Source organism: Mesorhizobium australicum WSM2073 (assembly GCF_000230995.2).
GTDB classification, from domain to species: Bacteria; Pseudomonadota; Alphaproteobacteria; order Rhizobiales; family Rhizobiaceae; genus Mesorhizobium; species Mesorhizobium australicum.
Window position 1 is genome coordinate 2,858,928 of sequence record NC_019973.1, and the last position, 21,758, is coordinate 2,880,685.

Sequence of the window (21,758 nt, forward strand, 5' to 3'; positions counted from 1 at the left end):
TCCTAACTAAATGATCGGACGCGGCAACCCGCTTTGTCCGGCATGCGCGGTGGATGTCTTGACCCAGAAAATCATTGCAGGCGTGGATATAGGCGGCACCAAGACGCGCATCATGGCATGCGTGGGCGAGCGCACGATCGCCGACGAGGTGCTGGTCACGGAGAGTTGGCGTATTCGGCAGATGGAAACCGATGCCACGAGGCTCGCCGACATCGTCGCCGGGTTGTGCGGTGGCGTGGCGCCCGTTGCGCTGGCAGTCGGCGCGCACGGCTGCGACACGGGTGAACAATGCCTGCGCTTCCAGGCGCTGCTGGCGAGCAGGACCGGCGGCGCGGTGCAGGTGGTCAATGACGCCGAACTGATGGTGCCCGCCGCCGGCCATAGCGATGGCATCGGCGTCGTCGCCGGCACAGGTTCCATCGCGGTGGCGCGCACGGGCCAAGGCAAGATGCTGGCGGCCGGCGGCTGGGGCTGGATCCTCGGCGATGAGGGCAGTGCGCCGGCTTTGGTCCGCGAAGCCGCCAAGGCGGTCCGCCACAGCCTCGACAGGGGCGAGGACGGCGACCCGCTGATTGCCGCACTGATGCACGAACTCGTTACTGACGACCAGACCAAGCTCGGCATCCTGCTCAACGAAACGCGCGGTGCCGCGGTCTGGGGGCGCTATGCCAATGCCGTGTTCGACGCGGCCATCGCAGGATCGGCTCTGGCCGTCCGCGTTATCAGGGAAGGCGGGGCAGGACTTGCCGCGCTTGTCGAACTGTTGATCCAACGCGGCGCCAATCCTGCTCTGGTCGTGGCTGGCGGCGGTGTCATCTCGGAGCAGCCGATGCTGATGAAGGCATTCGTCGAGGCCATGGCGGAAGTGTCGCCGGCGAGCCAGATCCTGCTGCTGCGCGAGCCGCCGGTGCTCGGCGGCGTCGCCTTGGCCCGGCGGCTGCTCGTCGGCCAGGGCTATCCTCCCACATTGGAGCTGTTTGAATGATGAAGCGTATTGGCTATCGCCCGGCGGTGACGCGCCAGACGGAAAGTCTCGAGATCGGCAGGCGCTCAGTGGCCGCGGCACTCGATGCCCTCGATCTGCGAGCCTTTGCCGGCAAGACGATCGGGCTTGCCGGCATCGGCGCCAGCTACCAGGCGGCGCTGGCCGGCGCGCTTTATCTGCGCGCCTCAGGCATCAGGGCCTTCGCCTATACGCCGACAGATCTCTATGGCCGCACGGATGCGGCCGCCGATGCCTTGATCGCATTGTCGGCCTCTGGGCAGAGCCGAGAAATTTTCGATGTGATGCGCGAGGCATCCGCGTCGCCACGCGTGGCAGTCTGCCGTGGCAGCCACAATCCGCTGGCTGATTTGACCGGCGCTGTTCTTGCCACGGATGCGGGCGACGACAATGGCGCCAGCTCGACCGGCTACACCGGGACCTTGCTGGCGCTTGGCATGCTGATCGACAGCCTTGCCGGCAACAGCTTCGACTGGACGCGTTTGCCCGGCGCGGTCGCGACCGTCCTCTCCGGCTCGGAGCATGCTGCCGGGCAGGCGGCGCGGCTGCTGCAGGGCAGAACATCCATCGACATCGTTGGCGCCGGTGTCAGCTTCGCCAATGCCGGCGAGGCGGCGATGCTGATCCGTGAGGCTGTTCGCGTGCCGGCATCCGGATGGGATACGCTTAACTATCTGCATGGACCAATGGAATCGCAGGATACGGCGACCGGATTGATCGCCATCGGCGATGGTCGTGAGGTGAAGATCGCGCAGGATGTCGCCGGCTTCGGCTGCCCATCGGTGCTGGTCACGCGGCGCATGGACGTCGTTTCGGCCGACAGGCTGGTGGTGATTTCCATCCCAGGCCTTGGCAATACCATCGCCGATGCCATTCTGGAGATCGTCGCCATCCAGCTTGTCGTCGGCGATATGCAGGACGCCGCCGGCCTGACCGACATTGTTTTCCGTTACCGGCAGACCGATACCAAGCTGAAGCCGTGGTCGCCCACGGAAGTCTGACATCCTTGTAAATTGCCAAACCGGTCACCAATGGGGCATTGAGGACGGGATGCGACTTTGAGTCGTGGCGGCGTTTTCGCTGCACCGACCGGAGACAGGATTTCAGGGCAAAGGTCGAACGGCTGAGATGACGGCTGCGGAAATCCCCAATCTGACCGACAGCGCCCGAGCCGTGCTGCGCGTGCTCGCCGCCCATGGGCCGGTCACGCGGCCGAAGCTCGGTGCCATGCTCGACCTGTCGAAGCCGACGATGTCGGCAGCTGTGTCGGAGCTGAGCGCGCTCGGTCTCGTCGCCTCGCGCGGCCTGGAACGCGGCGCCATTGGCCGCACCGCGACCATCTACGGCATCGGCTCGGGAGCGGGCTACGCGATTGGCATCGATGTCGGCGCCGCCCAGGTGCGGGCGGTTGCCTATTCGATGGACACACAGAAGCTGGCATCTGCGGAAGAACCGATTCCGGAAGCCAACGCCGGCGATGCCGACGAGGTCGGCGCCATCGTCCTGTCGGTGGCGCGCGCCACGATGGCCAAGGTCGGCAAGAGTTTTCGCGCGCTGCGGGCCATCGCCGTGGCGGTGCCGCGCATTGTATCCAATGATCGTTTCGACCGCCCTGGTGGGCCGTCCGCGGTGCTTGGCCTGCTGCGCCGTAGCATCGAGGTGCCGATCATCCTGGAAAACAACGTAAACTGCGCGGCTATCGGCGAAATGCATTTTGGCGCCGCGCAGGGCCACCGGACCTTCGCCTTCCTGCAGGTTGGCGTACGGATCGGGCTCGGCTTCATCACCGAAGGACGCTTGTTTCGCGGCGCCGGCGGTGCGGCCGGCGAAGTTGGCCGCATGCCGTTTCCGTGGTCAGCCAGCGAAACGCCCTATCGTGAGGGGCTCGAGCATTATCTCGGCTCACGGGCGCTGATCGAGCGCTGCCGTGCCGACTGGCCCGCCGGAGAGGGGGCGCCGCCAGACTCGGCCAAAGGTCTGTTCGCGCGCGCGCTTGAAGGGTCACGGCCGGCCATAGTGGCCGTCGAGCGTCATGCCGCCGATATCGGCAGGCTGGCGGCCGGCTGCATCGGCATGCTTGATCCCGGATTGATCGTGCTTGGCGGCGGTGTTGGCAGAAACCCGCTGATGACGGAAAGCGTTGAAAACGTGGCGGCGGAACTTGCATGGCCCACACGGATAGCCGTCAGTTCGCTTGAAGATGGCGGCACCGCGCTGGGGGCGGTGAAACTGGCCATGGACTACAGCCTCGGACTGATGCTGCGCGAAGGCCGGCATCCGGCTGTCGTGCTGCCGCCTCTGTCCGAGTTGCAGGCGGACGCAAGGGACACTTGGTAAGAAAAAGGCAGGCGCCGGGCGCCTGCCTTCCATGCTGGATGACGCCGTGCCTACCCGTTCGCAGCGACTTCGCGCGTCGCCGCCACGACGGCATACACCTAGGCGGTCGCCTTGGCGAATGCTTCGGTGACCGCGTCGGGTCCCTTGGCGACGCCCTAGAAGCGGATGACGGACATCGGTCATGCCGATAAAACCAAGCACGCTGCGCAGGCAGGGGACGGCGTGCCGTATCGAGGCGAAATCCAACAGCTGGATCTCATCCATACCGTCACAGAATTCTGGCAAGTTGTCGCTGCCAGGCGCAAGGTCGGCGAGACGCCATGCAGATTACGCTGTTCGATTCCGTCGGAAGTCGCGATCGAGGTTTCTCGGCGCTGCGATATGTTCGCGACCAACTGCAGGCGACCGGCCTCGACGACGAGCTCGATCTGCTAGCTGATCCCCACGAGCCGCGCCGTCTTTGGCATGCTGCTGGGCGGCCCTGCAGCCGGCAGTTTAACGCACGGCCTGCAGACCCGAACGACACTGCCGGTGCTGGTCAACTCGCCCGAAAAGGCGTCGAAGGGCGCCTCCGTCACAGGGAGCATTCTGCTTCCATCTCGGCCATATCCTGGAACTGTCGGCGTTCCGACTGTCTGCCGTACGAGCGGCTTTACGACGTCTTCCGGCGCCCGTCGGACGCACAATCGCCTCATAGGAACCTTTAAGAAAACTGGCCGTTGTTGGCGGTCCACCAGACCACAAAGGGGACCCCTTGGACCAAGATGACGCGGCACCGACACCGACTGGCGTACCTGGCTTGGACTATGTCCTGCGCGGGGGATATGCCAGATACAGATCGCACCTAATCGAGGGACGTCCAGGCTCAGGCAAGACGACGCTCGGCCTTCAGTTCTTGATCGAAGGCGTCGCGGCAGGCGAAACCTGCCTCTACATCACCCTTTCTGAGAGCAAACGTGAGTTGCTTGCCGTCGCAACTCGTCACGGCTGGACTCTCGACGGCATCGTAATTCTTGAACTTGTGCCTCCGGAATTGAGTCTCGATCCATCACAGTTGCAGACGCTGGTGCACTCTTCCGACCTGGAACTCGGCGAAACCGTTCGGTCCGCGCTGGCGGAGATAGAAACGCTGAAGCCTAATAGAGTTGTCTTCGACTCGCTTTCGGAAATTCGCCTTCTTTCACAAGGTTCTTTGCGGTATAGGCGGCAGGTTCTGGCCTTGAAAAGCTTTTTCTTACTCAACAACGCGACGGTCCTGCTTCTCGACGATCTCACCGCTGAGCATGACGACTTCAATCTGCATTCGATTAGCCACGGCGTGATCCGCATGGAGCAGCTATCGCCAATCTATGGCAGTGAACGCCGCCGTCTGCGGGTCATCAAGATGCGCGGTGTTGAGATCCGGGGTGGGTTCCATGAGTTTGTCATCCGCCCCGGCGGAGTGATTGTGTTTCCGCGCCTTGTCGCGGCCGAACATGAAGAAGGACTGCACGGTCCACCAGCCACCAGCGATAGTTCGGTCGACGCGCTCATCGGAGGCGGGCTCGACAGGGGTACCAGCACCCTGTTGATTGGCCCCTCTGGTGTTGGGAAATCCACAATCGCCTCGTCCTATGGCCATGCTGCGTTGTTGCGGGGCGAGCGCGTGCTAGTGCTCCTATTCGACGAAACCAAGCGCATCTTTCTAACGCGTGCTGCCGGTGTTGGCTTGGATCTGCAGAAGTTTGTCGACCAAGGATCGCTTCTCCTCGAACAGATTGATCCAGCCGATTTGTCGCCAGGCGAACTGTCGACCCTGATTCAAAGGGCGGTCGAAGCGTCCAACGTGCGTATTGTTGTCATCGACAGCCTCACGGGGTACTTGAACGCCCTAGCGGAACAACAGTATCTTGTCCTGCAAATGCATGAAATTTTGACTTACCTCAATCAAAAAGGCGTTGTCACCATTCTGCTGCTTGCCAATCATGGGCTCATTGGCAACATGTCCGTCCCGATTGACATCACCTACCTCTGCGATGCGGTTATGCTGCTTAGGTTCTTTGAGAGCGGCGGCCGGCTCCGACGCGCGATCTCCGTTGTCAAGAAAAGGGTCGGGCCGCATGAGGACACCATCCGGGAATTCAGGATCGGTACCCAAGGTCTTTCTGTGGGAGAGCCACTGGCGCAGTTCCGGGGGATTTTGACGGGCGTGCCACTTTTCGAGGGAAAATCCTCGGAACTTCTGGAAGATAAGGACCCGGCATGAACGCCCGTGAGGGAGACGTGCTAATCCTTGCTCCGCTCGGGCGAGACGCCAAGATAGCGGCCTCCATTCTCGCCGAAAGCGGGATCTCTACACATATCTGCAAAACCCTTGATGACGTGGTAGCAGCGCTCGAGACTGCCAGATGTCTCGTCGTCACCGAGGAAGCTTTGCTTCACGCTGATCGTACTGCGTTGGCAGCCTGGCTCGACATGCAGCCGGCTTGGTCGGACTATCCGATCGTATTGCTGGTGATGCGGGAGACGGAGTTCGACAAGCGGCTAAATTTTCTAGACCGGCACTTGATCGTCCTTGAGCGGCCGTTCCTGGCCTCCAGCTTGGTCAACTCGGTCCGCTCGGCACTGCGTGCCCGCAGCCGCCAGTTAGAAGTCAAGTCGTACATCGAACAGAAGCAAGAAGTGGCTGATCGCCAGAAATTGTTGATCCGCGAACTCCATCATAGGGTCAAGAACACTCTTGCCAACGTTCGCGCCATGATGAGCGCCACAGCGCGAACGAGCGGGCGGGTCGAAGACTTTGTCCGCGACTTTTCGGCACGAATTGTCTCCCTCGCGGACACACATTCCATTCTGACTGACGACTACTGGCAGACAGCGTCTTTGCGCCAGCTTCTTGAGGGAGAACTTCGCCATTACGACACGAGCGGGTCTTCACGGGTCGTGCTTGAGGGGCCCGATGTAGCGCTGGTGGCTGACCTTGCCATTCCTGTAGGCATGGCGTTTCACGAGCTCGCCTCCAATTCCTCCAAGTACGGAGCTTTGTCCCGGCCGAAAGGGCGGCTGGAGGTAAGTTGGTCGATAGAACGGGTCGGCGATCACCGGGTCGTTGCATTGCATTGGCGAGAAAGGGATGGACCTGCAGTACTGGAGCCAAAGCGAAAGGGCTTTGGCACGGTACTTCTGGAAAAAGTTGTCGCGGTGCAGTGCCAAGCGAAGATCAATCTAGTCTACGACCCCGATGGGTTGCAGTTCGACATGGAGCTTCCGGTGCGAGATACCCGGCTCGTTCCTGCCTACTCATAGGAACAACACGAATACCTAAAATATCTCGTCGGGCTGAGATAGGGACCGAGCTCGGAGAACTGATGCGCAGGTCTCGCCAGCTTCGCTCTCACCAAATCCGTAAAGATCGGCCCTCTCGGGCCACGCAATCCGAGATGCAGCTTTTCGACGACGGGCTGTACTGCGGCGATGATGCTGCCGGTCTGGCTCGATCCGCCGGCAGCGATCGGACAAATTTGGCAGGAGGGGTGTCACCATATTCGAACCAAGACTTTGTCGGTCGACAGGCTTGGGCGCTCGGCGGCATGCTGGATCTGCACCATCGCCGTGGCTATGCCCATTTCAGCTCCCGCAGCTTCGACGAGAGCGCTGGCGTCGGCTGAGACGCGGAGGCGCTTTGTCGTGGAAAAGCGGAAGGCGGGATAGGACGCAGTCGCCACGCCGATCAGCCATTTGCCGTCGCACTGAGAGCGAGGCTCTCGTGCCTGAACCATCCCGGTCGGCGGCAACCTCGCGTTCGAGCGCGAGCAGCGCCCGACCTCATCGAGACGCGACGGCCGACTTTTCTCAGGCATGCCCCCCATTGGTCGCCTAGTCGATCAGGTACTCCGTCAAGGCCCAGCTCATCAGGATCGAGCGCTTCGCCTCCAGCGGCAGCGTCTGATCGCGGACCAGGTCGATAGGCGATGTCCAGCCATCCGATCCGGAGGGATCGTTGCGATTGGCCGCACTGCCGAGGGCGCGGCCCTAGCTTTCCTGAAGGACGGCAAATCCGAGCCGATCAAGCACAGCATCGGAGGAAACGCGCGTAGAACTCCCGGCCTGTTCAGGCATGTCATGGAGTCGCAGGCAACGGCCGTAGCCGACCAGCGCGGTCGGCGTCTGGACGACATAGGTAAGGCCCTGCCGCTCGGCGTAGCGGATGGCCGATTCCAATGTCGGAAAGCCAAGCTCGATCTGGGCCAGCGTGTCATCGCCGCTCGTATACCCCATCAGCGGCTCGATGGACGGCGCCGTGCGGCGCTCGAAAACGAGGCGCCAGCCCTTCAAGCGTGCCTTGCCCGACGTGGTCACCGCGCGCGGCGGCTTGTAGATGCGCGCGACCGCTTCGTCCGGGAAGAGTGAGCACCCCATCGAAAGGGGCTTGTGCAGGTCGTCGTTCGACGGCCACGCCTGCGGGTTTGGTATTCGGGTTGATCTATCGACCTTTCTTGTCGTCTCCATTGTTCATCCCTCCCTGTCTGGCGAAGGATGCTGCCGGCGGCGGCAAGCTGGCCCGCCGCCGGCGCCTGCCATGTGTTAGCTCTTGATGGCGATGCGCTTGACCTGCGACTGCGCCCTCTCGCTCTTGGGCAAGGTCACGGTCAGCACACCATTGCTGAAGCGCGCGTCGACCTTGTCGTCCTTGACCTCGTAGCCGAGTGGGATGCGCCGCTCGAAGTGGCCATAGAAGCGCTCGGAGAACTGCCGGTCCTTGTCCTCCGTTTCGGAGTGTTTTTCGCCGTTTAACGTCAGCACACCGTTGTCGAGCAGGACTTCGATGTCCTTCTCTTCGAGGCCAGGTATCTCGGCTGTCACCTTGATCTCCTTCTCATTGTCGGAAATCTCGACGCTCGGCCAACCGCCGCTAAAGGCGGAAGGGGTGTTGAAAGAGGGAAGGTTGGAGCCGAACCCGCGAAAGACGTCGTCGAACAGCCGGTTCACCTCGCGATGCAGTGACAGGAATGGGTCGCGCTCGCTATCGCGGAACACAGTTGGAACCTGGTTGCCGTTGCCGCGGTTCCAGGGGATCAGATCACGGACATTCATTGTTCTTCTCCTTCTGTTGGTTCGTTTGTTTCCCGCCAGCGCCGGGGACTGCCCGACGCCGTGCCCAATTTGCGCTGTGTGAGCGGTTCAGGCGGCCTGCTTATCGGCCTCGATCTGCTTCGTCTCGACCTTGGGCCGCGCCTCGCCGGCCGCAATCTCGATCTTGCGGGGCTTCTTCTCCTCGGGAATCTTGCGCTTGAGGTCGATCGCCAGCAGGCCATTGACTAGGCTTGCGCCCATGACCTTCACATGGTCGGCCAACTTAAAGCGGCGCTGGAAAGGACGCCCGGCCATACCGCGATGCAGATACTGGCCGGTGTCCTCGCCTGCCTTTTGACCGGACACCATGAGCATGTTCTGCTCCTGGGTGATGGTCAGATCGTCCTGCGAGAAACCGGCCACCGCCATGGTTATGCGGTAGTCGTCCTCGCCAGTCTTGACGATGTCATAGGGAGGCCAGTTGTCGATAGTTTCGACGCGGCTCGCAGCCTCCAGCGCGTTCAGCATTCGGTCGAAGCCGATGCTCGACCGGAATAGGGGAGAAAAGTCGAGAGTGGTTCTCATAGCCACATCCTCCTTTGAGCAATATGGATACAAGGTCTTCTGCCACCAGATGCTCTCCGGCCGGCATACCGGCCCCGATGGCGCCGGCCGTCATCATCTAGTTCATTGGATTGGCTGTTCAAGAGGCCGGCGGCTTACTATGCCTTTAACCGGAACTCGACTGGGTGCTGATGTCTTGGCACGTCTTCACCAGCCAGACCTCAGCGACCGACATAAGATCGGACCCTGCCCCTTGGCGCAGCCCGACTGGGAAGAGATCAGCACTCTGCGATGAGCAGACCCTATTTGGAGAACGGTGAGATGCGTTTTGAAGACAAGGTCGTAATCGTCACTGGGGGCAATTCCGGAATCGGACGTGGAATAGCGCGGTACTTCGCCGGGGAAGGGGCCAGACTTGCTCTTGTCGGTCGTGACGGCACCAAGGGCTCGGAAGTGGAATCGGAGATCGCGTCTGCCGGGGGCAGAGCTAAGTTCTTTCAATGTGATCTGGCAAGCGAAGCGGCAGCGGCGGAATTGGTGGACAAGGTTGCTCAATGGGGCAGCCTGGACGTCGTCGTGAACAATGCCGGGGTCGGCTCCCGCAGGTCAGGCATCGAGGGCAATGAATCGCCGGGCCAGCGTTGGTCGAAGTTGCGCGGCCCCAATCTCGATTCGACCTACTTCGTCTCCTCCTACGCGCTTCCGGTGATGCGCGACTGCGGCGGTGGGTCGATTGTAAACATCTCGTCGACGGCCACACTGCACGGAAACTGGGGACTGTACGGTGTTGCGAAGGCGGGAGTGGAGGCGCTCACACGCTCGCTGGCGGTGGAAGGTGCGCTATTCGGAATTCGGGCAAATTGTGTCAGCCCCGGCTGGATCGCAACAGAGCTCGATGAAAAAGAACCTGCGTCGAGCACGAATTCCTCGGGCGAATGGGAAGTCCCGCCGGGTGTCTTCAACCGCATGGGAACGCCTAGGGAGATTGCTGCAGCGGTGGCCTTCCTCGCAAGTCATGAAGCATCCTTCATCACCGGTCAGACGCTTGTGGTCGATGGCGGATTGTCGATCCTCGATTACGCGTCCTTGTCGCTGCTCAAGACGCGCGGTCCTGCGCTGTTTTCGGGAAAATTGGCAGATACGTCCAACCAGCAGGAACCAAACTGAGAGAATTAAAAGCGCCCATCACCGGTGCCGGTGCGAAAGATGGAATTGGCTTTGCCAGTGCCAGGCTACTGGCGGGCTTTTTTTACGATTGCGCTCTCCGCGACCACAGGCGCGTCTCCGCTGGCGTGAGTGCGAGCCTAATGAGTTGATGGCGAGGACCCATGAATCCGGTGCTCCTGGCGCCGGCCGATTACATGCGCCAGCTTGGCCCAGACCGCCTGCGTGAAGCCATTCAGCTCTGAACTGATGAAGATATCACCGGTCGACAGCAAGGTCGGATCGCCGCGTCACAACACGCCCGACATCATCGGCGAGATCGGCGTGGGGCTGAGCGACCTTTTCGATGTCTGATCAGGCGACCAATTCCAGTAAAAGATAGTTTCCTGGCACGGCATCGGCCGGCCAATCGGCGCAACACGCTTCAATCGCAGCCTTGTTTGCCTGCATCCACACGCTCGCCGCTTCATCCTCGTCTTCATCCGGCTCCATGTCATCGTGAAAACTCGAATCGTCCCAGCCTTCCAGCGCGAACATTCCATCCGCTCCCTGTTCAGGCGATATTCCCGCCGCGGCAAAGACCGCGCTTGCTGCGTCGATGCCGCGCTGCTTCTCTTCCGGGGAAGCTCCTTTGATTTCCAGCCGAAGCCTCATGGCGCGCCTCCTGTGGCTATGTTGCCGACAGTGAACAAAATGGGAACGCATGTGTCAAGAGAATCTTGACCAGAGAGGAATATGGTCCCTCTCCGAAAGCACTGTGCTCGGGCCTACCCCGCGGCGAGAGCTTCGCTGGAGATTTCTACGATTCCCCTCCGGGGGTGTCGTCATTGTCTACCGTGGGATTGACCTGAGACGCGGAATTCACGCGCATGGTGCAGACCAGTCCCGATTTCTGGAACTTCAGAGTGACGCGCCCTGACGTGCCGGAGGCAAACACGCGCTCGAGGAGCTGCGTGCCGAAGCCCTTTCGCTCGACCGGTTCAACAGGTGGACCTCCTCGTTCGCGCCATTCCAAATTGAGCCAGCGATGCTGTTTTTGCCCGAGGAGCTTCCACTGAATCGACACCGTGCCGGTCTCGTTCGACAGTGCTCCATACTTGAGCGCATTCGTCGTCAGCTCATGAAAAGCCAGAGCGGCCGAAAGAGCGACGTTCGGCGGTAGCCAGACCGACTCGCCGCTAATGTTGAAGCGGTCGATCGGTGCGTGTGAGCTGACCGATGTGGCAACCAGATCCTTGACGTCGGCGCCACTCCAGTTCTGCTGGATAAGCAGGTCGTTCGCGCGGGCCAGCGAGACGAGACGGCTGGAGAGCGTGCGTCCTGCTTCAGACAAACTTGTGGCGTTGCGCAGTGTCTGGGAGGCAATGGACTGAACCACGGCAAGGATATTCTTCACGCGATGGTTCAGCTCATTGGTCAACAATTTGAGCTGCTCCTCGCCGCGTTTGCGTTCTGTGATGTCGAGACTGATTTGTACGGCCCCTATGATGCGGCCACCGGGGCTGCGAATTGGACGTGCGCTGGAAAGTAGAAAGCGCTCGACACCTGACGGCAGCGTGTAGGCGAACTCTTCATGATCCGTCAGCTGCCCGCGCATGGCGCGGCTAAGAGGGCGGTCTTCGCGGCTCACTACGTGCCCGTCCTTGACGGCCACGGTGTCGATGACGAGGTCGGGCCTGCCGAAGGATTTGTGCGCGTCGGTTGGCAAGCCCATGAGTTCGGCCGCGAACCGGTTGCGGATAACCTGAAGAGCCTTCGGATCGTAGGTAAACCAGACTGCCGCCGGCGCTGTCTCCAACACCGCCTCCAACTCGTAGCGCCGTTCGGCGATCGCCCGCTCTGCATCCACCATCGCCTGGGCGATGGCAGCGAACTCCGTAACCGAGGTCGACAGGGGTTCGACGCTTCGGCCATGACCCAGCGCTTCGGCCCGTGTCGCCAGTTCAGCGGTGGCCTGGGTAAATCTCTTGCCGACGAAATACCCCAGAGCAACCGAAACAAGAAGCGAAAGGAGACCTATCCCGCAAATCGCGGCAAGCGAGCGCCAGAGCGGCGCCTGCGCTGCTGAAAGCGGTACGTTTGCGGTGTAGAACCAATCAGAGTGCGGAGACCTGTAGTAGCCTGCCAGCAGCGTCGCCCCTTCGAAGTTGCGGGACGTGAATGAGCCCGAGCGCCCAACAATCTTTTCCACGTATCCGGGCAATCCGGGCTTTCCGGTCCATTCGTCGTGCAACTTGGAACGGGCAACGTAATTTCCGTCGCGATCTCCCACGCCCACCGTCCATCCTTCCGGGACGGCCCGCATCAAAACATCGCGGATCCGGGCAGTCGGTACAGAAAGTGAAAGAAGCAGGTCCTCTCCCTTCGGAGCGGGCACCCGAATGGCAACAGCCACGCGGTATTCGCCTGAGCCTTTGTCGGTGAAGACATCGCTGACGAAAACTCCGGAACGGTTGAGTTTCTCGCGGTCGACAGCTTCTATCGGTGCGACCGACGGCAAGGCTGCACCGTATCCGATTTCGGTGTTCATCAGCTGATTGCGGCCAAGATCGCGCAGGACGATCGTCCGGTCCGTCCCGTGGACAAGATCGAGCGCCTCGCGGTGGAAGCCTTGCAGATCGCCACTGGCCAGCGCGGGGGATTTGGAAAGGCCGTCGAGGATGGTTTGGAGATTTGCCAGCTCGCCCTCTACAACCAGCGACACCTGGCGAGCCGTTTGCACGGCATCCTGCTCAAAACGATATCGTTCCTGCAGTGCATATTGGCCTAGCAAGTAGCCGGCAAACAGCCACACCGGGACAACTGCGGCGGCGATCAATCCAAGCAGATGCGATCGAACTGATCGACGAGGCAAGTCCATATCCCGTGCCGGCTCAGGAACGCTCAACCATAATCAGCGGACCAGGAACAGCAAGCGTTAGTTCAAGCGAATATAATGCTTCCCTCAGCTCGTCCCGGGAACCGCAAGGATGGAAGCATCACGTGGTGCGGCATAGCGCCAGCGCTCGTCGCTCCAGCCGTCCCTTCGCGACCGGTGTGACGTAAACTCGGTGCGCGGTGGCGCACGCCATAAGGTGCCACGCCGCCGGTACTGCCGTGGGCTACTCTTTGACCGCGCCGGTCATTGACGACACGTAGTGCTCGACGAAGAAGGAATAAAGGATGACCACCGGCAGCGAGCCGATCAGGGCGCCGGCCATGAGCGAACCCCATTCGTAAACGTCGGAGCGGACGAGCTCGGTCAGCACGCCGACCGGCACGGTTTTGTTCTCGGACGACTGGATGAAGGTAAGGGCGTAGATGAACTCATTCCACGACAGCGTGAAGGCGAAGATACCCGCGCTGATCAGCCCTGGCACCGACAGCGGCAGCACGATCTTGGTCAGCACTTGCCAGCGGCTGGCGCCGTCGATGAGGGCGCACTCCTCCAGTTCGAAGGGAATGGAACGGAAATAGCCCATCAACAACCAGGTGCAGAAGGGCACCAGGAAAGTCGGATAAGTCAGGATCAGGGCAAAGGGCGTGTCATAAAGCCCGAGATTGAACACCATCACCGACAGCGGAATGAACAGGATGGATGGCGGGACGAGATAGGCGAGGAACACGGCCAGCCCGACCTGGCGCGAGCCGGAAAAGCGCAGTCGCTCGATCGCATACGAAGCCAAGACTGCGGCGACAAGCGACAGCACGGTAGCGGCGACCGAAATAATCGTCGTGTTGAGTAGCCAGCCGGGATAGGAGGTCTCGAAAAGCAGGTAGCGGATGTTCTGCAAGGTCGGGTGGACTACCCAGAACGGGCTCGATGTGTCGTAACTCGTCATTTCCGCGTTGGGTTTGATCGCGGTGATCGTCATCCAGTAGAAGGGAAAGAGCAGCACGACGACGAAAATGGCCAACGGGACATAGATCGTCACTACGCGACGCGGCATGCTTTGCAGATAGGTCATGCCACCTTCGTCGTCGCCGGCTGCATTTGCCTTGGGATCGATCAGAGCCATCTCAATCTCCGCCGCCTTGCTGCCACCTGCGTCGCTGCAGGCCGAAATAGCTGAACAGGATCGCGCCCAGCAGGAACGGGATCATCGCAACGGCGATGGCTGCGCCTTCGCCGAGCTGCCCGCCCGAAATGCCACGTTGGAAAGAAAGCGTCGCCATGAGATGTGTGGCGTTCACCGGGCCGCCGCGCGTCAGCACATAGATGAGCTGGAAATCGGTGAAGGTGAACAGCACCGAAAAGGTCATGGTGATGGCGATGATCGGCGTCAGCAGCGGCAAGGTGACATAGCGAAACAGCTGCCATCGACCGGCGCCGTCCAGCGTGGCGGCTTCGTAGAGTGATTGCGGGATCGTCTGCAGGCCGGCAAGCAGCGTTATGGCGACGAAGGGAATGCCGCGCCAGACATTAGCCGCGATTACCGAAGCGCGCGCGTTTTGCGGATCGCCAAGGAAGTTGATGTTGTGGTCGATGAGGCCCATCTGCTTGAGAGCCCAGGAGATGATCGAGAATTGCGAATCGTAGATCCACCAGAAGGCGATCGCCGACAGCACCGTCGGCACCACCCAGGGAAGGAGCACCACGGCGCGGAAAAACGATTTGAACGGCAGGTTCTCGTTGAGCAGCAACGCCAGCCAAAGGCCGAGGGCGAACTTCAGGATAGACGCGCTCACCGTGTAGAGAAGCGTGTTGAACACGGACAGCCAGAATACGCTGTCGTCCCAGAGGTATTCATAGTTCTCCAGGCCGATGAAGACGCCCGGCCTGCCGATGCGGGCGTCGGTAAAGCCGAGCCAGACGCCCAGCCCCAGCGGATAGGTCAGAAAGACCAGCAGCAGCGCCACTGTCGGCAGCATAAAGCCAAAGCTGAGCAGGCCACGGCTTTCGGCAATTCGCGACAAGAAGGAGGGGCGGGGCGGGGCGGCGGTTGTCGCGGCCATGAAAGGGCTCCTGTGGCGGGTATCGAGTGGCAGCAGTCCTTCGACTTTCGTGGACTGCTGGCGCGCGGGCCCATTGGTCCGCGCTCTCTCCTTGTGGGCGCGTGCCTTTCGGCGGCACGTCGCGACGCCTGCTGGGGCGACCGGAAAACAACAGGCGTCTTCCCCCCTCGAATGGAAGAAGACGTCCAGACTACACCCGGTAATACCTGTTGGCGCGCTTTTCGGCCTCTTCCATTGCCTCCTGCGGTGTCGCCCGACCAGTCACCGCCTTGGCGAACATGTCGACCAGCACGTAGTCGGCCATGGTCGCGGCGGACGCGTAGCCGAGCGGCCCTGCGTAGCCGTTGTTGCGCAGCGTCGCTGACGCCTTGGCATAGGGCGCATAGTTTGGATCGGCCTTCCAGATCGGATTGTCGTCGTAGGCCTTCAAGGTCTGGCAGCAATAGCCGGAAGAGCCCTTGATCCATTCCGACATCTGCGGTTCCTCGAACATGAACTGCAGATAGGCCTTGGCCGCGTTGGGATAAGGCGTGTAGTTGAAGATTACCGCCGAGGTGACCTGGTAAAGCTCCACCGCCTTGCCGATCGGACCGATCGGCAAGCTGGCCGTGCGGATGTCCTTGGCCATTTCAGCCAGCTTGGGATCCTTGTCCTTGTTGATCCGGGCTGTTTCATAGGCCGAGATACCGTTGGCGATGACCGACAGCTCGCCGGCCAGGAAGGCACGATTGTTGTTGACGTCGAGCCAGCTTTCGGTGCCTGGGATGAAGGTCTTGTAGAGGGCCTGGGCATATTCGATCGCCTTCAGCGTCTCGGGACTGTTGATCACCACCTTGCTGTTCTCGTCGACCATCTTACCGCCATGGCTCCATAAGAGCCAGTGGGCGTAGTTGTTGCCGTCACCGACGCCGTGGCCATGGGTGAAGCCGGCTGGGTGGCCCTTGGCTTGCAGAGCCTTGCACAATTCGAGGAAGCTGTCGGTGTCCTTCGGGAACTCGGAGAAGCCGGCCTCCTTGACCCAACTCTCGCGGTAGACGATCGCGTTGCCTATGGTAGCCAGCGGCAGCCCGATGAACTTGCCGTCCTTGGTGGCGTAGCTCTTTGGACCCTCGTGCCAGCCGCCATATTTCTTGCCCAGATAATCTCCGAGATCGGTCACATCGAGGAGCTTGTCGGGATATTGGAAAGGATCGTCGAACCAGACGAACATCAGGTCGGGACCCGAGCCGACATTGGCGGCGACTGCCGCCTTGGGACGAATGTCCTCCCAGCTCTCCTTGTCGACGCGCACCTCGACACCGATAGCCTCGGTGAATTTCTTCGTCTGCGCCAGCCAGGCGTTCTCATCGCCCTGGACGAATGGTGACCAGCGAAGGAGCCTGAGCTTGGCTCCCTTTTCGGGCGTGAATTTCGGCCCATCCTGGGCAAGAGCTGGCGTGCCAAGCAGCCGGCTACCGATTGCCCCGGCCGCCGCAGCACCGGCACTGGTGCGGATCACGTCTCTTCTGGTGTATCTCATGGCCATTTCCTCCTGTTTGATTGGCTGACCTCGGCATGTTCAAAGCCGGCGACCCGTATCTGCGTCAAAGAGATGGACCAGGCCTGGCTCGGCGGCGAGCCTGACAGTTTGGCCCGGCTGGAACGGGTGGCGCTCCCGAAAAGTCGCGACGATCTCTTCGCCACCAGGCGCGCGGCCGATGATCTGCAACTCCGACCCGGTCGGTTCGATGACGGAGATGGTGACGGGAAAGCCTTGGTCGCAGAGGCGCAGATGCTCTGGCCGGATGCCAAGCACTACTGGACCTCCACTCAGGCCTTGCGGCGTCCGCGGCAAGTGTACGGCGACGCCGCCGCTGCCTTCAAAGCCACTGGCACCAATGCGCCCTGTCAGCATGTTCATGGCTGGAGAGCCGATGAACATCGCGACGAAAAGATTGTCCGGGCGGTCATAAAGATCGAGCGGGCGCCCGATCTGCTCCACATTGCCGTCATGCATGACGACGATCTTGTCAGCCATCGTCATCGCCTCGATCTGGTCGTGAGTGACATAGACGGTCGTGGTCTTCAGGCGCTGGTGCAGTTCCTTGATCTCAGCGCGCATCTGTACGCGCAGCTTGGCATCGAGATTGGAGAGGGGCTCGTCAAACAAGAACACCTGCGGGTCGCGAACGATCGCCCGGCCCATCGCCACGCGCTGCCGCTGCCCGCCCGAAAGCTGCCGGGGATAGCGCGACAGAAGCGGCGTGAGGTTGAGAATTTCCGCGGCACGTGCAACCTTGGCATCGCTCTCCTGCTTCGAGGCACGCTTCAACATCAGGGAGAACGCCATATTCTCTCGCACCGTCATATGTGGATAGAGCGCGTAGTTCTGGAACACCATGGCAATGTCGCGCTCCTTGGGGGCGACCGCGTTGACAACGCGCCCACCAATGGCGATCTCGCCGCGCGTGATGCCCTCTAGCCCCGCGATCATGCGCAACAGCGTCGACTTCCCACAGCCCGACGGGCCGACGAGCGTGACGAACTCGCCATCTTCTATGTCGATGCCGACGCCATGGAGAATCTCGGCGGCGCCGAAGGACTTATAGACATCGCGGATCGCAACGGACGCCATCGATTACCTCCCGGGCGATGAGACGCCTGCAGGAAGACGTCCACTTTACATACGCAGCTTCCGGTCTTGCCGCGCCCCTCCATCTGAAGTGGTAGCGCTACCAGCAGTGCGTGTAAAGCACGGCCGGATCTCCCCCGGACTGAGGGATCTAGATCGGGTTTCCAATATTTCGAGAGGCACTCGGCCGCTCCGGACAAGCGCAGCATTCCATCGGACATCGCGGTCTCATCCTTGTGCACTCCGATTCTCCAAGTATCGCGGAACGAGGCGGCGGCTAGACCGGGAGTGAAACGGTTGCGCGATCTGAGGCGGCTCGTCGCTCTACGACCCGGAGCCGGGCGGCAGGCGGTTAGTCTATCTACGGACCCCGCTCAACGCGTCAGGCGCACAATGCTTCCGACTGGCAACCCTCGATCGGTCCCCTCCAAATAATCCCGCGTCCGATGGGTTTGGTGATCCCATTTTGAAGCCCTTTCCGATCAAGGGAAGAGAATCGGGTACCTGACAATCGGTAAGACGAATACGGTTCCACCCGACAGGGCAACTAACCCATCCGTGACGGACATCCGAGGGCGCGATCAAACCCAAGGCGGCTCTGCGGCGGGGCAAAGGCCGATTCGGTACGATACTCCTGTCGACGTTATGTCGGCCGACTTTCCCGGACCGGCGCAACTGTTTGTCCGCAAGCCAAGTATGTCCCTGAAACTAGAAAGATCATTAGCGTCGAATCTAGAATATCGTGGCCGACAAGGATACCTGTCAGGCCACCGACAAGATAAACTATCACTGTGACTACGACCATGGTCGCCCCGAACCGCTCTAATGGATCGGCACTAAGGCGAAGAACCCTCGTTGCGTTCGAGATCGCGACGATGAAGATCGCCGCCAACGTCAGCGCGCCCACAAGTCCGGCCTGTACCAACGCTGTCAGGAAGCCGTTGTGAAAATGGTTGAACCCCTGACTCGCCCCATATTCTTTTTCGAAACCCTGCTGCGAAATCGCCCGGCTGGCGGACATGCCGTGGCCGAATAGTGGCGATTCGCGAAACGCATCGATCCCAATTTCCCAGAGCCCAACACGAAGGCCGAGCGGAGTGGAATGATCACCTTTGGTGGCTAAAGCTTTCCAGTCGTCGAACAGGAAATGAGTGCGCCGTACGATGATTGGAAACGTGATCACCGCAGTGAGCAAGCAGCAGGCGCTGGCAATCACCAGCGCCCGCTTCATGTTCGATCGCGTAAATCTCTTACGATTGATCGCAAGGACGGCGACAATGGCGATCAGCAAGGCCACCCAGATCATGCGCGAGCCAGAATAGGCGGTCGCTACAACGCCGGCGAGTATGGCGGCGGTGAGTGTCTTCCAGGCTTTCTCTATTCCCGACACGGCGCCCGTAAGGCACATTATCACGGCAAGGCAGGTGACGGTCGCAAACACGATCGGATTTCCTGCTCCTCCTTCGGCCCTCAGCATCCCGATCCAGTAGTATTGGACGATGGTCAGCGCCAGCGCACCGACACATGCTGCCGCGCTGGCCAGCACGGCAATGCGTGCGAGCGTCGCCTTGTCGGTGATGCTCCAGGTCGAGTAAGAGATCGGGAACAGCAATAAGGTGGTCAGTGGCAGGAAGTGGGTTGCATCGGCCCGCAGGGTGCCGTTCACGATTGAGGCCAGAACCATCGCCGCGCAATAGGTATAGATCGCAAGCGTCATGGCAAGCGTCGGCCGGTCGATGTTCAAGCGGCGTCGCTTGGCGGCCAGCAACACCACCGACCAGAGCGCTCCACCATGAAATACGAAGCTCACCACCGATCCGAGCACTGCCGGCGAAAAAAAGCAGATCATCGAGAAGTAGCGGTTGACCTGTTCTGCCGTCAGGTGGCGCCGCAGCGATCTAAACGCGTTCAATGCCTTGGCTTCGCGCTTTTGCGGGTCGCGTGCGAATCGTTCGGCTGATCCTTGCTCACCGTGTTTGGCCCCCGTGCTCGAATCCGTATAGCCGCTCGCTTGGGTATCTGGTAGTGTGGATCCGTTTCGCTCGCCATCCGGCTCTATGAGCAAAACCCGGTCTGGACGCGTGTTCAGGCTGCGGCAGCCGATGAAGCTCCTTGGGCTGCTTCCCGCCACGATTGAAACATCAAGACGTCCCAAAGCAGATACTGGTTGTTTCGGCGTCCGGAGAGGTGTTCCGACCAAGCGCGCCGGATCGCATCCGGCCTAAAGAACCCGTCTTCCCGCAATCGGCGCTCGTCGAGCAGCGCCTCTGCCCATTCGCGAAGCGCGCCACGCAACCAAGCGTCGATGGGCACGCCGAAGCCCATTTTCGGACGTTCGACAAGCGCCTTCGGAACATGTCGGTAAAGCAGTTGCCTGAGCGGCCACTTTGTCTGGCCGCCGGCTCGCAGGATGGAAAGCGGCAGCGAAAATGCGAAGCTTATCAGACGGTGATCAAGCAGCGGCACGCGGGTCTCGAGGCCGACTGCCATCGCCGCGCGATCAACTTTGACCAGGATGTCGTCCGGCAAGTAACTCATCATATCGATATACATCATCCGCTCGACGTTGCCTGGCAACGATGGAAGCGCCTCCAATCCAGTCAGCATGGTAGGCGGCTCTGCCGCATCCGGGATGATCTCGGTTGGTTCCCAATGCGAGCAGAGACGGCGGTAGACCTCGTCCATCGTTTGCAGTGAAAGAACCGAGGCCGCCTTGTGGATCTTGTCTCCGACGCGCTCACGGCGAAAGCGTTGCGGCAGAAGCGGCATGAGCCCGCCTGCGACACTGTTGTAGAGACCAGGTGGTGGCAGCGTTGCCAGGTTGGCCGATGCGCGCCGCAGGCTCATCGGGATCCGGGAAAGCTTGTTCCAAACAGTATCGGCAAGTGCATAGCGCGTGTAGCCGGAGAACAACTCGTCGCCACCATCTCCCGACAAAGCCACGGTGACACTGCCACGCGCCAATTTGGAGACAAGAAACGTCGGAATTTGCGAGGAGTCGGAGAAAGGCTCGCAATAAATGCCAGGCAGTTGGGGCACCACATCGAGCGCGTCCCGCTCGCTGAGATAAAGTTCTGTATGATCGGTGCCGAGGTGGTGCGCTACTTGCTGGGCATGGTTAGCCTCGTTGTAGCCCATTTGGTCAAATCCGATGGTGAAGGTCCGCACCGGTCGTGAACTGATCGACTGCATAACCGCTACGATGGAGGAAGAATCGATGCCGCCAGAGAGAAACGCGCCGAGCGGAACGTCCGCGATCATCTGCGCCTCGAGCGCGCGGCGAAGATGACGCTCGACTTCGTCTACCGCCTCGTCGGGGCTTCCCTGAAAAGTGTCGCGCTGGCCCTGTTCGGCGACTTCCTTGGCACTCCAATAACTCTCGACGTGCGGCTCACGCATCGGGTCCGAAAGAACAAGGACGTGGCCGGGTCTTAATTTCCGGATGCCTTGATAAATGCTGTAAGGGGCAGGGATGTAGTTGTGGCGCATCAGCAAAGCCAGCGCATTCCGGTCGATGTCCGGGCGCCAATCCGGGAGTGGTTGGAACGCCTTGAGTTCTGAAGCAAAGGCGAACGCCTTGCCGATCCGGCCGTAATATATCGGCTTCTCCCCCAGGCGATCACGTCCGAGAGTAAGCGTTCTACCCCTGCGGTCCCATAAGCCGAAAGCAAACATGCCAACGGCCAGTCCAAGGGCCTTTTTGGTTCCAAGCTCTTCAATCGCAGCCAGAAAGGTCTCGGTGTCGGAATGACCACGCCAAGTATGAGCACCGAATTCCCGGTCCAGATGCGCCCGAATCTCCCCGTGATTGTAGATTTCGCCATTGAAAACGATGACATAGCGACCGCTGTGCGAAATCATCGGCTGCGCGCCGGCCGATGACAGGTCAATGATTGCCAGGCGGCGTTGACTGATCGCGACCCCGGCCTCCGCGTCAGTCCAGACGCCGTCGCCGTCCGGTCCGCGATGCCGGATCATGTCCGCCATACGGCGCACGCTTAAGGAGCCGCCGCTTGTCGCGGCCGCTCCACCCACAATACCGACGATACCGCACATCCTGCGTTACAGCTCCACAATGACCTAGGCTCTCTT

19 protein-coding genes are annotated in these 21,758 nt (G+C 60.8%); 8 read left to right on the plus strand and 11 right to left on the minus strand.

Going from position 1 to position 21,758, the window contains the following annotated elements:
• The first annotated feature begins 49 nt into the window (after positions 1–49).
• From MESAU_RS13670 to MESAU_RS13700, 7 genes are all read left to right on the plus strand, one after another.
• Positions 50–985, plus strand: coding sequence for a BadF/BadG/BcrA/BcrD ATPase family protein (locus MESAU_RS13670; RefSeq protein ID WP_425339441.1), 936 nt, complete (start codon positions 50–52; stop codon positions 983–985).
• Complete coding sequence (locus MESAU_RS13675) at positions 982–2,004, plus strand: SIS domain-containing protein (protein WP_015316613.1); 1,023 nt, start codon at positions 982–984, stop codon at positions 2,002–2,004. The genes MESAU_RS13670 and MESAU_RS13675 overlap by 4 nt, the downstream gene beginning before the upstream one ends.
• 127 nt (positions 2,005–2,131) lie before the next feature.
• Entirely contained in the window at positions 2,132–3,340 is a 1,209-nt protein-coding gene (locus MESAU_RS13680; RefSeq protein WP_015316614.1) for an ROK family transcriptional regulator, read from the plus strand.
• 165 nt (positions 3,341–3,505) lie between these two features.
• Positions 3,506–3,775, plus strand: a complete 270-nt coding sequence (locus MESAU_RS13685; RefSeq protein WP_041163369.1) for a hypothetical protein — start codon at positions 3,506–3,508, stop codon at positions 3,773–3,775.
• 319 nt (positions 3,776–4,094) lie between these two features.
• Positions 4,095–5,585: an ATPase domain-containing protein gene (locus MESAU_RS13690; RefSeq protein ID WP_015316615.1), complete on the plus strand. Its 1,491-nt coding sequence runs from the start codon at positions 4,095–4,097 to the stop codon at positions 5,583–5,585.
• A complete protein-coding gene (locus tag MESAU_RS13695) occupies positions 5,582–6,625 on the plus strand; it encodes a sensor histidine kinase (RefSeq protein WP_015316616.1) in 1,044 nt (347 codons plus the stop codon). Before MESAU_RS13690 ends, MESAU_RS13695 begins: the two co-directional genes overlap by 4 nt.
• A gap of 134 nt (positions 6,626–6,759) precedes the next feature.
• The gene (locus MESAU_RS13700) at positions 6,760–6,987 is read left to right on the plus strand and encodes a hypothetical protein (RefSeq protein WP_041163370.1); all 228 of its coding nucleotides are present in this window, start codon (positions 6,760–6,762) and stop codon (positions 6,985–6,987) included.
• Between the two features lie 364 nt (positions 6,988–7,351).
• On the opposite strand, the gene MESAU_RS31890 is transcribed toward MESAU_RS13700, so the two are convergent.
• The 3 genes from MESAU_RS31890 to MESAU_RS13715 all read right to left on the minus strand — a co-directional run bounded on the left by MESAU_RS31890 (position 7,352) and on the right by MESAU_RS13715 (position 8,977).
• Positions 7,352–7,828, minus strand: coding sequence for an ETC complex I subunit (locus MESAU_RS31890; protein WP_015316617.1), 477 nt, complete (start codon positions 7,826–7,828; stop codon positions 7,352–7,354).
• 75 nt (positions 7,829–7,903) lie between these two features.
• Positions 7,904–8,413, minus strand: coding sequence for an Hsp20/alpha crystallin family protein (locus MESAU_RS13710; RefSeq protein WP_015316618.1), 510 nt, complete (start codon positions 8,411–8,413; stop codon positions 7,904–7,906).
• An 87-nt stretch (positions 8,414–8,500) separates the two neighbouring features.
• Positions 8,501–8,977, minus strand: coding sequence for an Hsp20 family protein (locus MESAU_RS13715; RefSeq protein ID WP_015316619.1), 477 nt, complete (start codon positions 8,975–8,977; stop codon positions 8,501–8,503).
• A gap of 300 nt (positions 8,978–9,277) precedes the next feature.
• Between MESAU_RS13715 and MESAU_RS13720 the strand changes: the two genes are divergently transcribed.
• Entirely contained in the window at positions 9,278–10,123 is an 846-nt protein-coding gene (locus tag MESAU_RS13720; RefSeq protein WP_015316620.1) for an SDR family NAD(P)-dependent oxidoreductase, read from the plus strand.
• Positions 10,124–10,474: 351 nt separating this feature from the next.
• Here MESAU_RS13720 and MESAU_RS31190 read toward each other — a convergent pair whose 3' ends face one another.
• From MESAU_RS31190 to asnB, 8 genes are all read right to left on the minus strand, one after another.
• Positions 10,475–10,774: a hypothetical protein gene (locus MESAU_RS31190; protein ID WP_015316621.1), complete on the minus strand. Its 300-nt coding sequence runs from the start codon at positions 10,772–10,774 to the stop codon at positions 10,475–10,477.
• A 145-nt stretch (positions 10,775–10,919) separates the two neighbouring features.
• On the minus strand, positions 10,920–12,938 hold the full coding sequence (locus tag MESAU_RS13730; protein ID WP_245262978.1) for a sensor histidine kinase: 2,019 nt from the start codon (positions 12,936–12,938) through the stop codon (positions 10,920–10,922).
• A 283-nt stretch (positions 12,939–13,221) separates the two neighbouring features.
• On the minus strand, positions 13,222–14,118 hold the full coding sequence (locus tag MESAU_RS13735; RefSeq protein ID WP_015316623.1) for a carbohydrate ABC transporter permease: 897 nt from the start codon (positions 14,116–14,118) through the stop codon (positions 13,222–13,224).
• A 1-nt stretch (position 14,119) separates the two neighbouring features.
• Entirely contained in the window at positions 14,120–14,971 is an 852-nt protein-coding gene (locus tag MESAU_RS13740) for a carbohydrate ABC transporter permease (RefSeq protein ID WP_411909919.1), read from the minus strand.
• A gap of 274 nt (positions 14,972–15,245) precedes the next feature.
• Positions 15,246–16,574, minus strand: coding sequence for an ABC transporter substrate-binding protein (locus MESAU_RS13745; RefSeq protein WP_015316625.1), 1,329 nt, complete (start codon positions 16,572–16,574; stop codon positions 15,246–15,248).
• Positions 16,575–16,613: 39 nt separating this feature from the next.
• Positions 16,614–17,669 (minus strand): ABC transporter ATP-binding protein, encoded by a 1,056-nt coding sequence (locus tag MESAU_RS13750; protein WP_015316626.1) that lies wholly within the window; start codon positions 17,667–17,669, stop codon positions 16,614–16,616.
• Between the two features lie 640 nt (positions 17,670–18,309).
• On the minus strand, positions 18,310–19,797 hold the full coding sequence (locus tag MESAU_RS13755; protein WP_245262979.1) for an O-antigen ligase family protein: 1,488 nt from the start codon (positions 19,795–19,797) through the stop codon (positions 18,310–18,312).
• Positions 19,752–21,722 carry an asparagine synthase (glutamine-hydrolyzing) gene (asnB, locus tag MESAU_RS13760; RefSeq protein ID WP_015316628.1) on the minus strand — a complete coding sequence of 657 codons (1,971 nt, stop codon included), beginning with the start codon at positions 21,720–21,722 and terminating at the stop codon, positions 19,752–19,754. The genes MESAU_RS13755 and asnB overlap by 46 nt, the downstream gene beginning before the upstream one ends.
• Between the last annotated feature and the right edge of the window lie 36 nt (positions 21,723–21,758).

What these genes read in the sequence shown, in the direction of transcription:
- MESAU_RS13675 (WP_015316613.1), top strand. Translation starts at nt 982, where the DNA reads ATGATGAAGCGTATTGGCTATCGCCCGGCGGTGACGCGCCAGACGGAA.
- MESAU_RS13680 (WP_015316614.1), top strand. Translation starts at nt 2,132, where the DNA reads ATGACGGCTGCGGAAATCCCCAATCTGACCGACAGCGCCCGAGCCGTG.
- MESAU_RS13685 (WP_041163369.1), top strand. Translation starts at nt 3,506, where the DNA reads ATGACGGACATCGGTCATGCCGATAAAACCAAGCACGCTGCGCAGGCA.
- MESAU_RS13695 (WP_015316616.1), top strand. Translation starts at nt 5,582, where the DNA reads ATGAACGCCCGTGAGGGAGACGTGCTAATCCTTGCTCCGCTCGGGCGA.
- MESAU_RS13700 (WP_041163370.1), top strand. Translation starts at nt 6,760, where the DNA reads ATGCAGCTTTTCGACGACGGGCTGTACTGCGGCGATGATGCTGCCGGT.
- MESAU_RS31890 (WP_015316617.1), bottom strand. Translation starts at nt 7,828, where the DNA reads ATGGAGACGACAAGAAAGGTCGATAGATCAACCCGAATACCAAACCCG.
- MESAU_RS13710 (WP_015316618.1), bottom strand. Translation starts at nt 8,413, where the DNA reads ATGAATGTCCGTGATCTGATCCCCTGGAACCGCGGCAACGGCAACCAG.
- MESAU_RS13715 (WP_015316619.1), bottom strand. Translation starts at nt 8,977, where the DNA reads ATGAGAACCACTCTCGACTTTTCTCCCCTATTCCGGTCGAGCATCGGC.
- MESAU_RS13720 (WP_015316620.1), top strand. Translation starts at nt 9,278, where the DNA reads ATGCGTTTTGAAGACAAGGTCGTAATCGTCACTGGGGGCAATTCCGGA.
- MESAU_RS31190 (WP_015316621.1), bottom strand. Translation starts at nt 10,774, where the DNA reads ATGAGGCTTCGGCTGGAAATCAAAGGAGCTTCCCCGGAAGAGAAGCAG.
- MESAU_RS13735 (WP_015316623.1), bottom strand. Translation starts at nt 14,118, where the DNA reads ATGGCTCTGATCGATCCCAAGGCAAATGCAGCCGGCGACGACGAAGGT.
- MESAU_RS13740 (WP_411909919.1), bottom strand. Translation starts at nt 14,971, where the DNA reads ATGCTGCCGACAGTGGCGCTGCTGCTGGTCTTTCTGACCTATCCGCTG.
- MESAU_RS13745 (WP_015316625.1), bottom strand. Translation starts at nt 16,574, where the DNA reads ATGAGATACACCAGAAGAGACGTGATCCGCACCAGTGCCGGTGCTGCG.
- MESAU_RS13750 (WP_015316626.1), bottom strand. Translation starts at nt 17,669, where the DNA reads ATGGCGTCCGTTGCGATCCGCGATGTCTATAAGTCCTTCGGCGCCGCC.
- asnB (WP_015316628.1), bottom strand. Translation starts at nt 21,722, where the DNA reads ATGTGCGGTATCGTCGGTATTGTGGGTGGAGCGGCCGCGACAAGCGGC.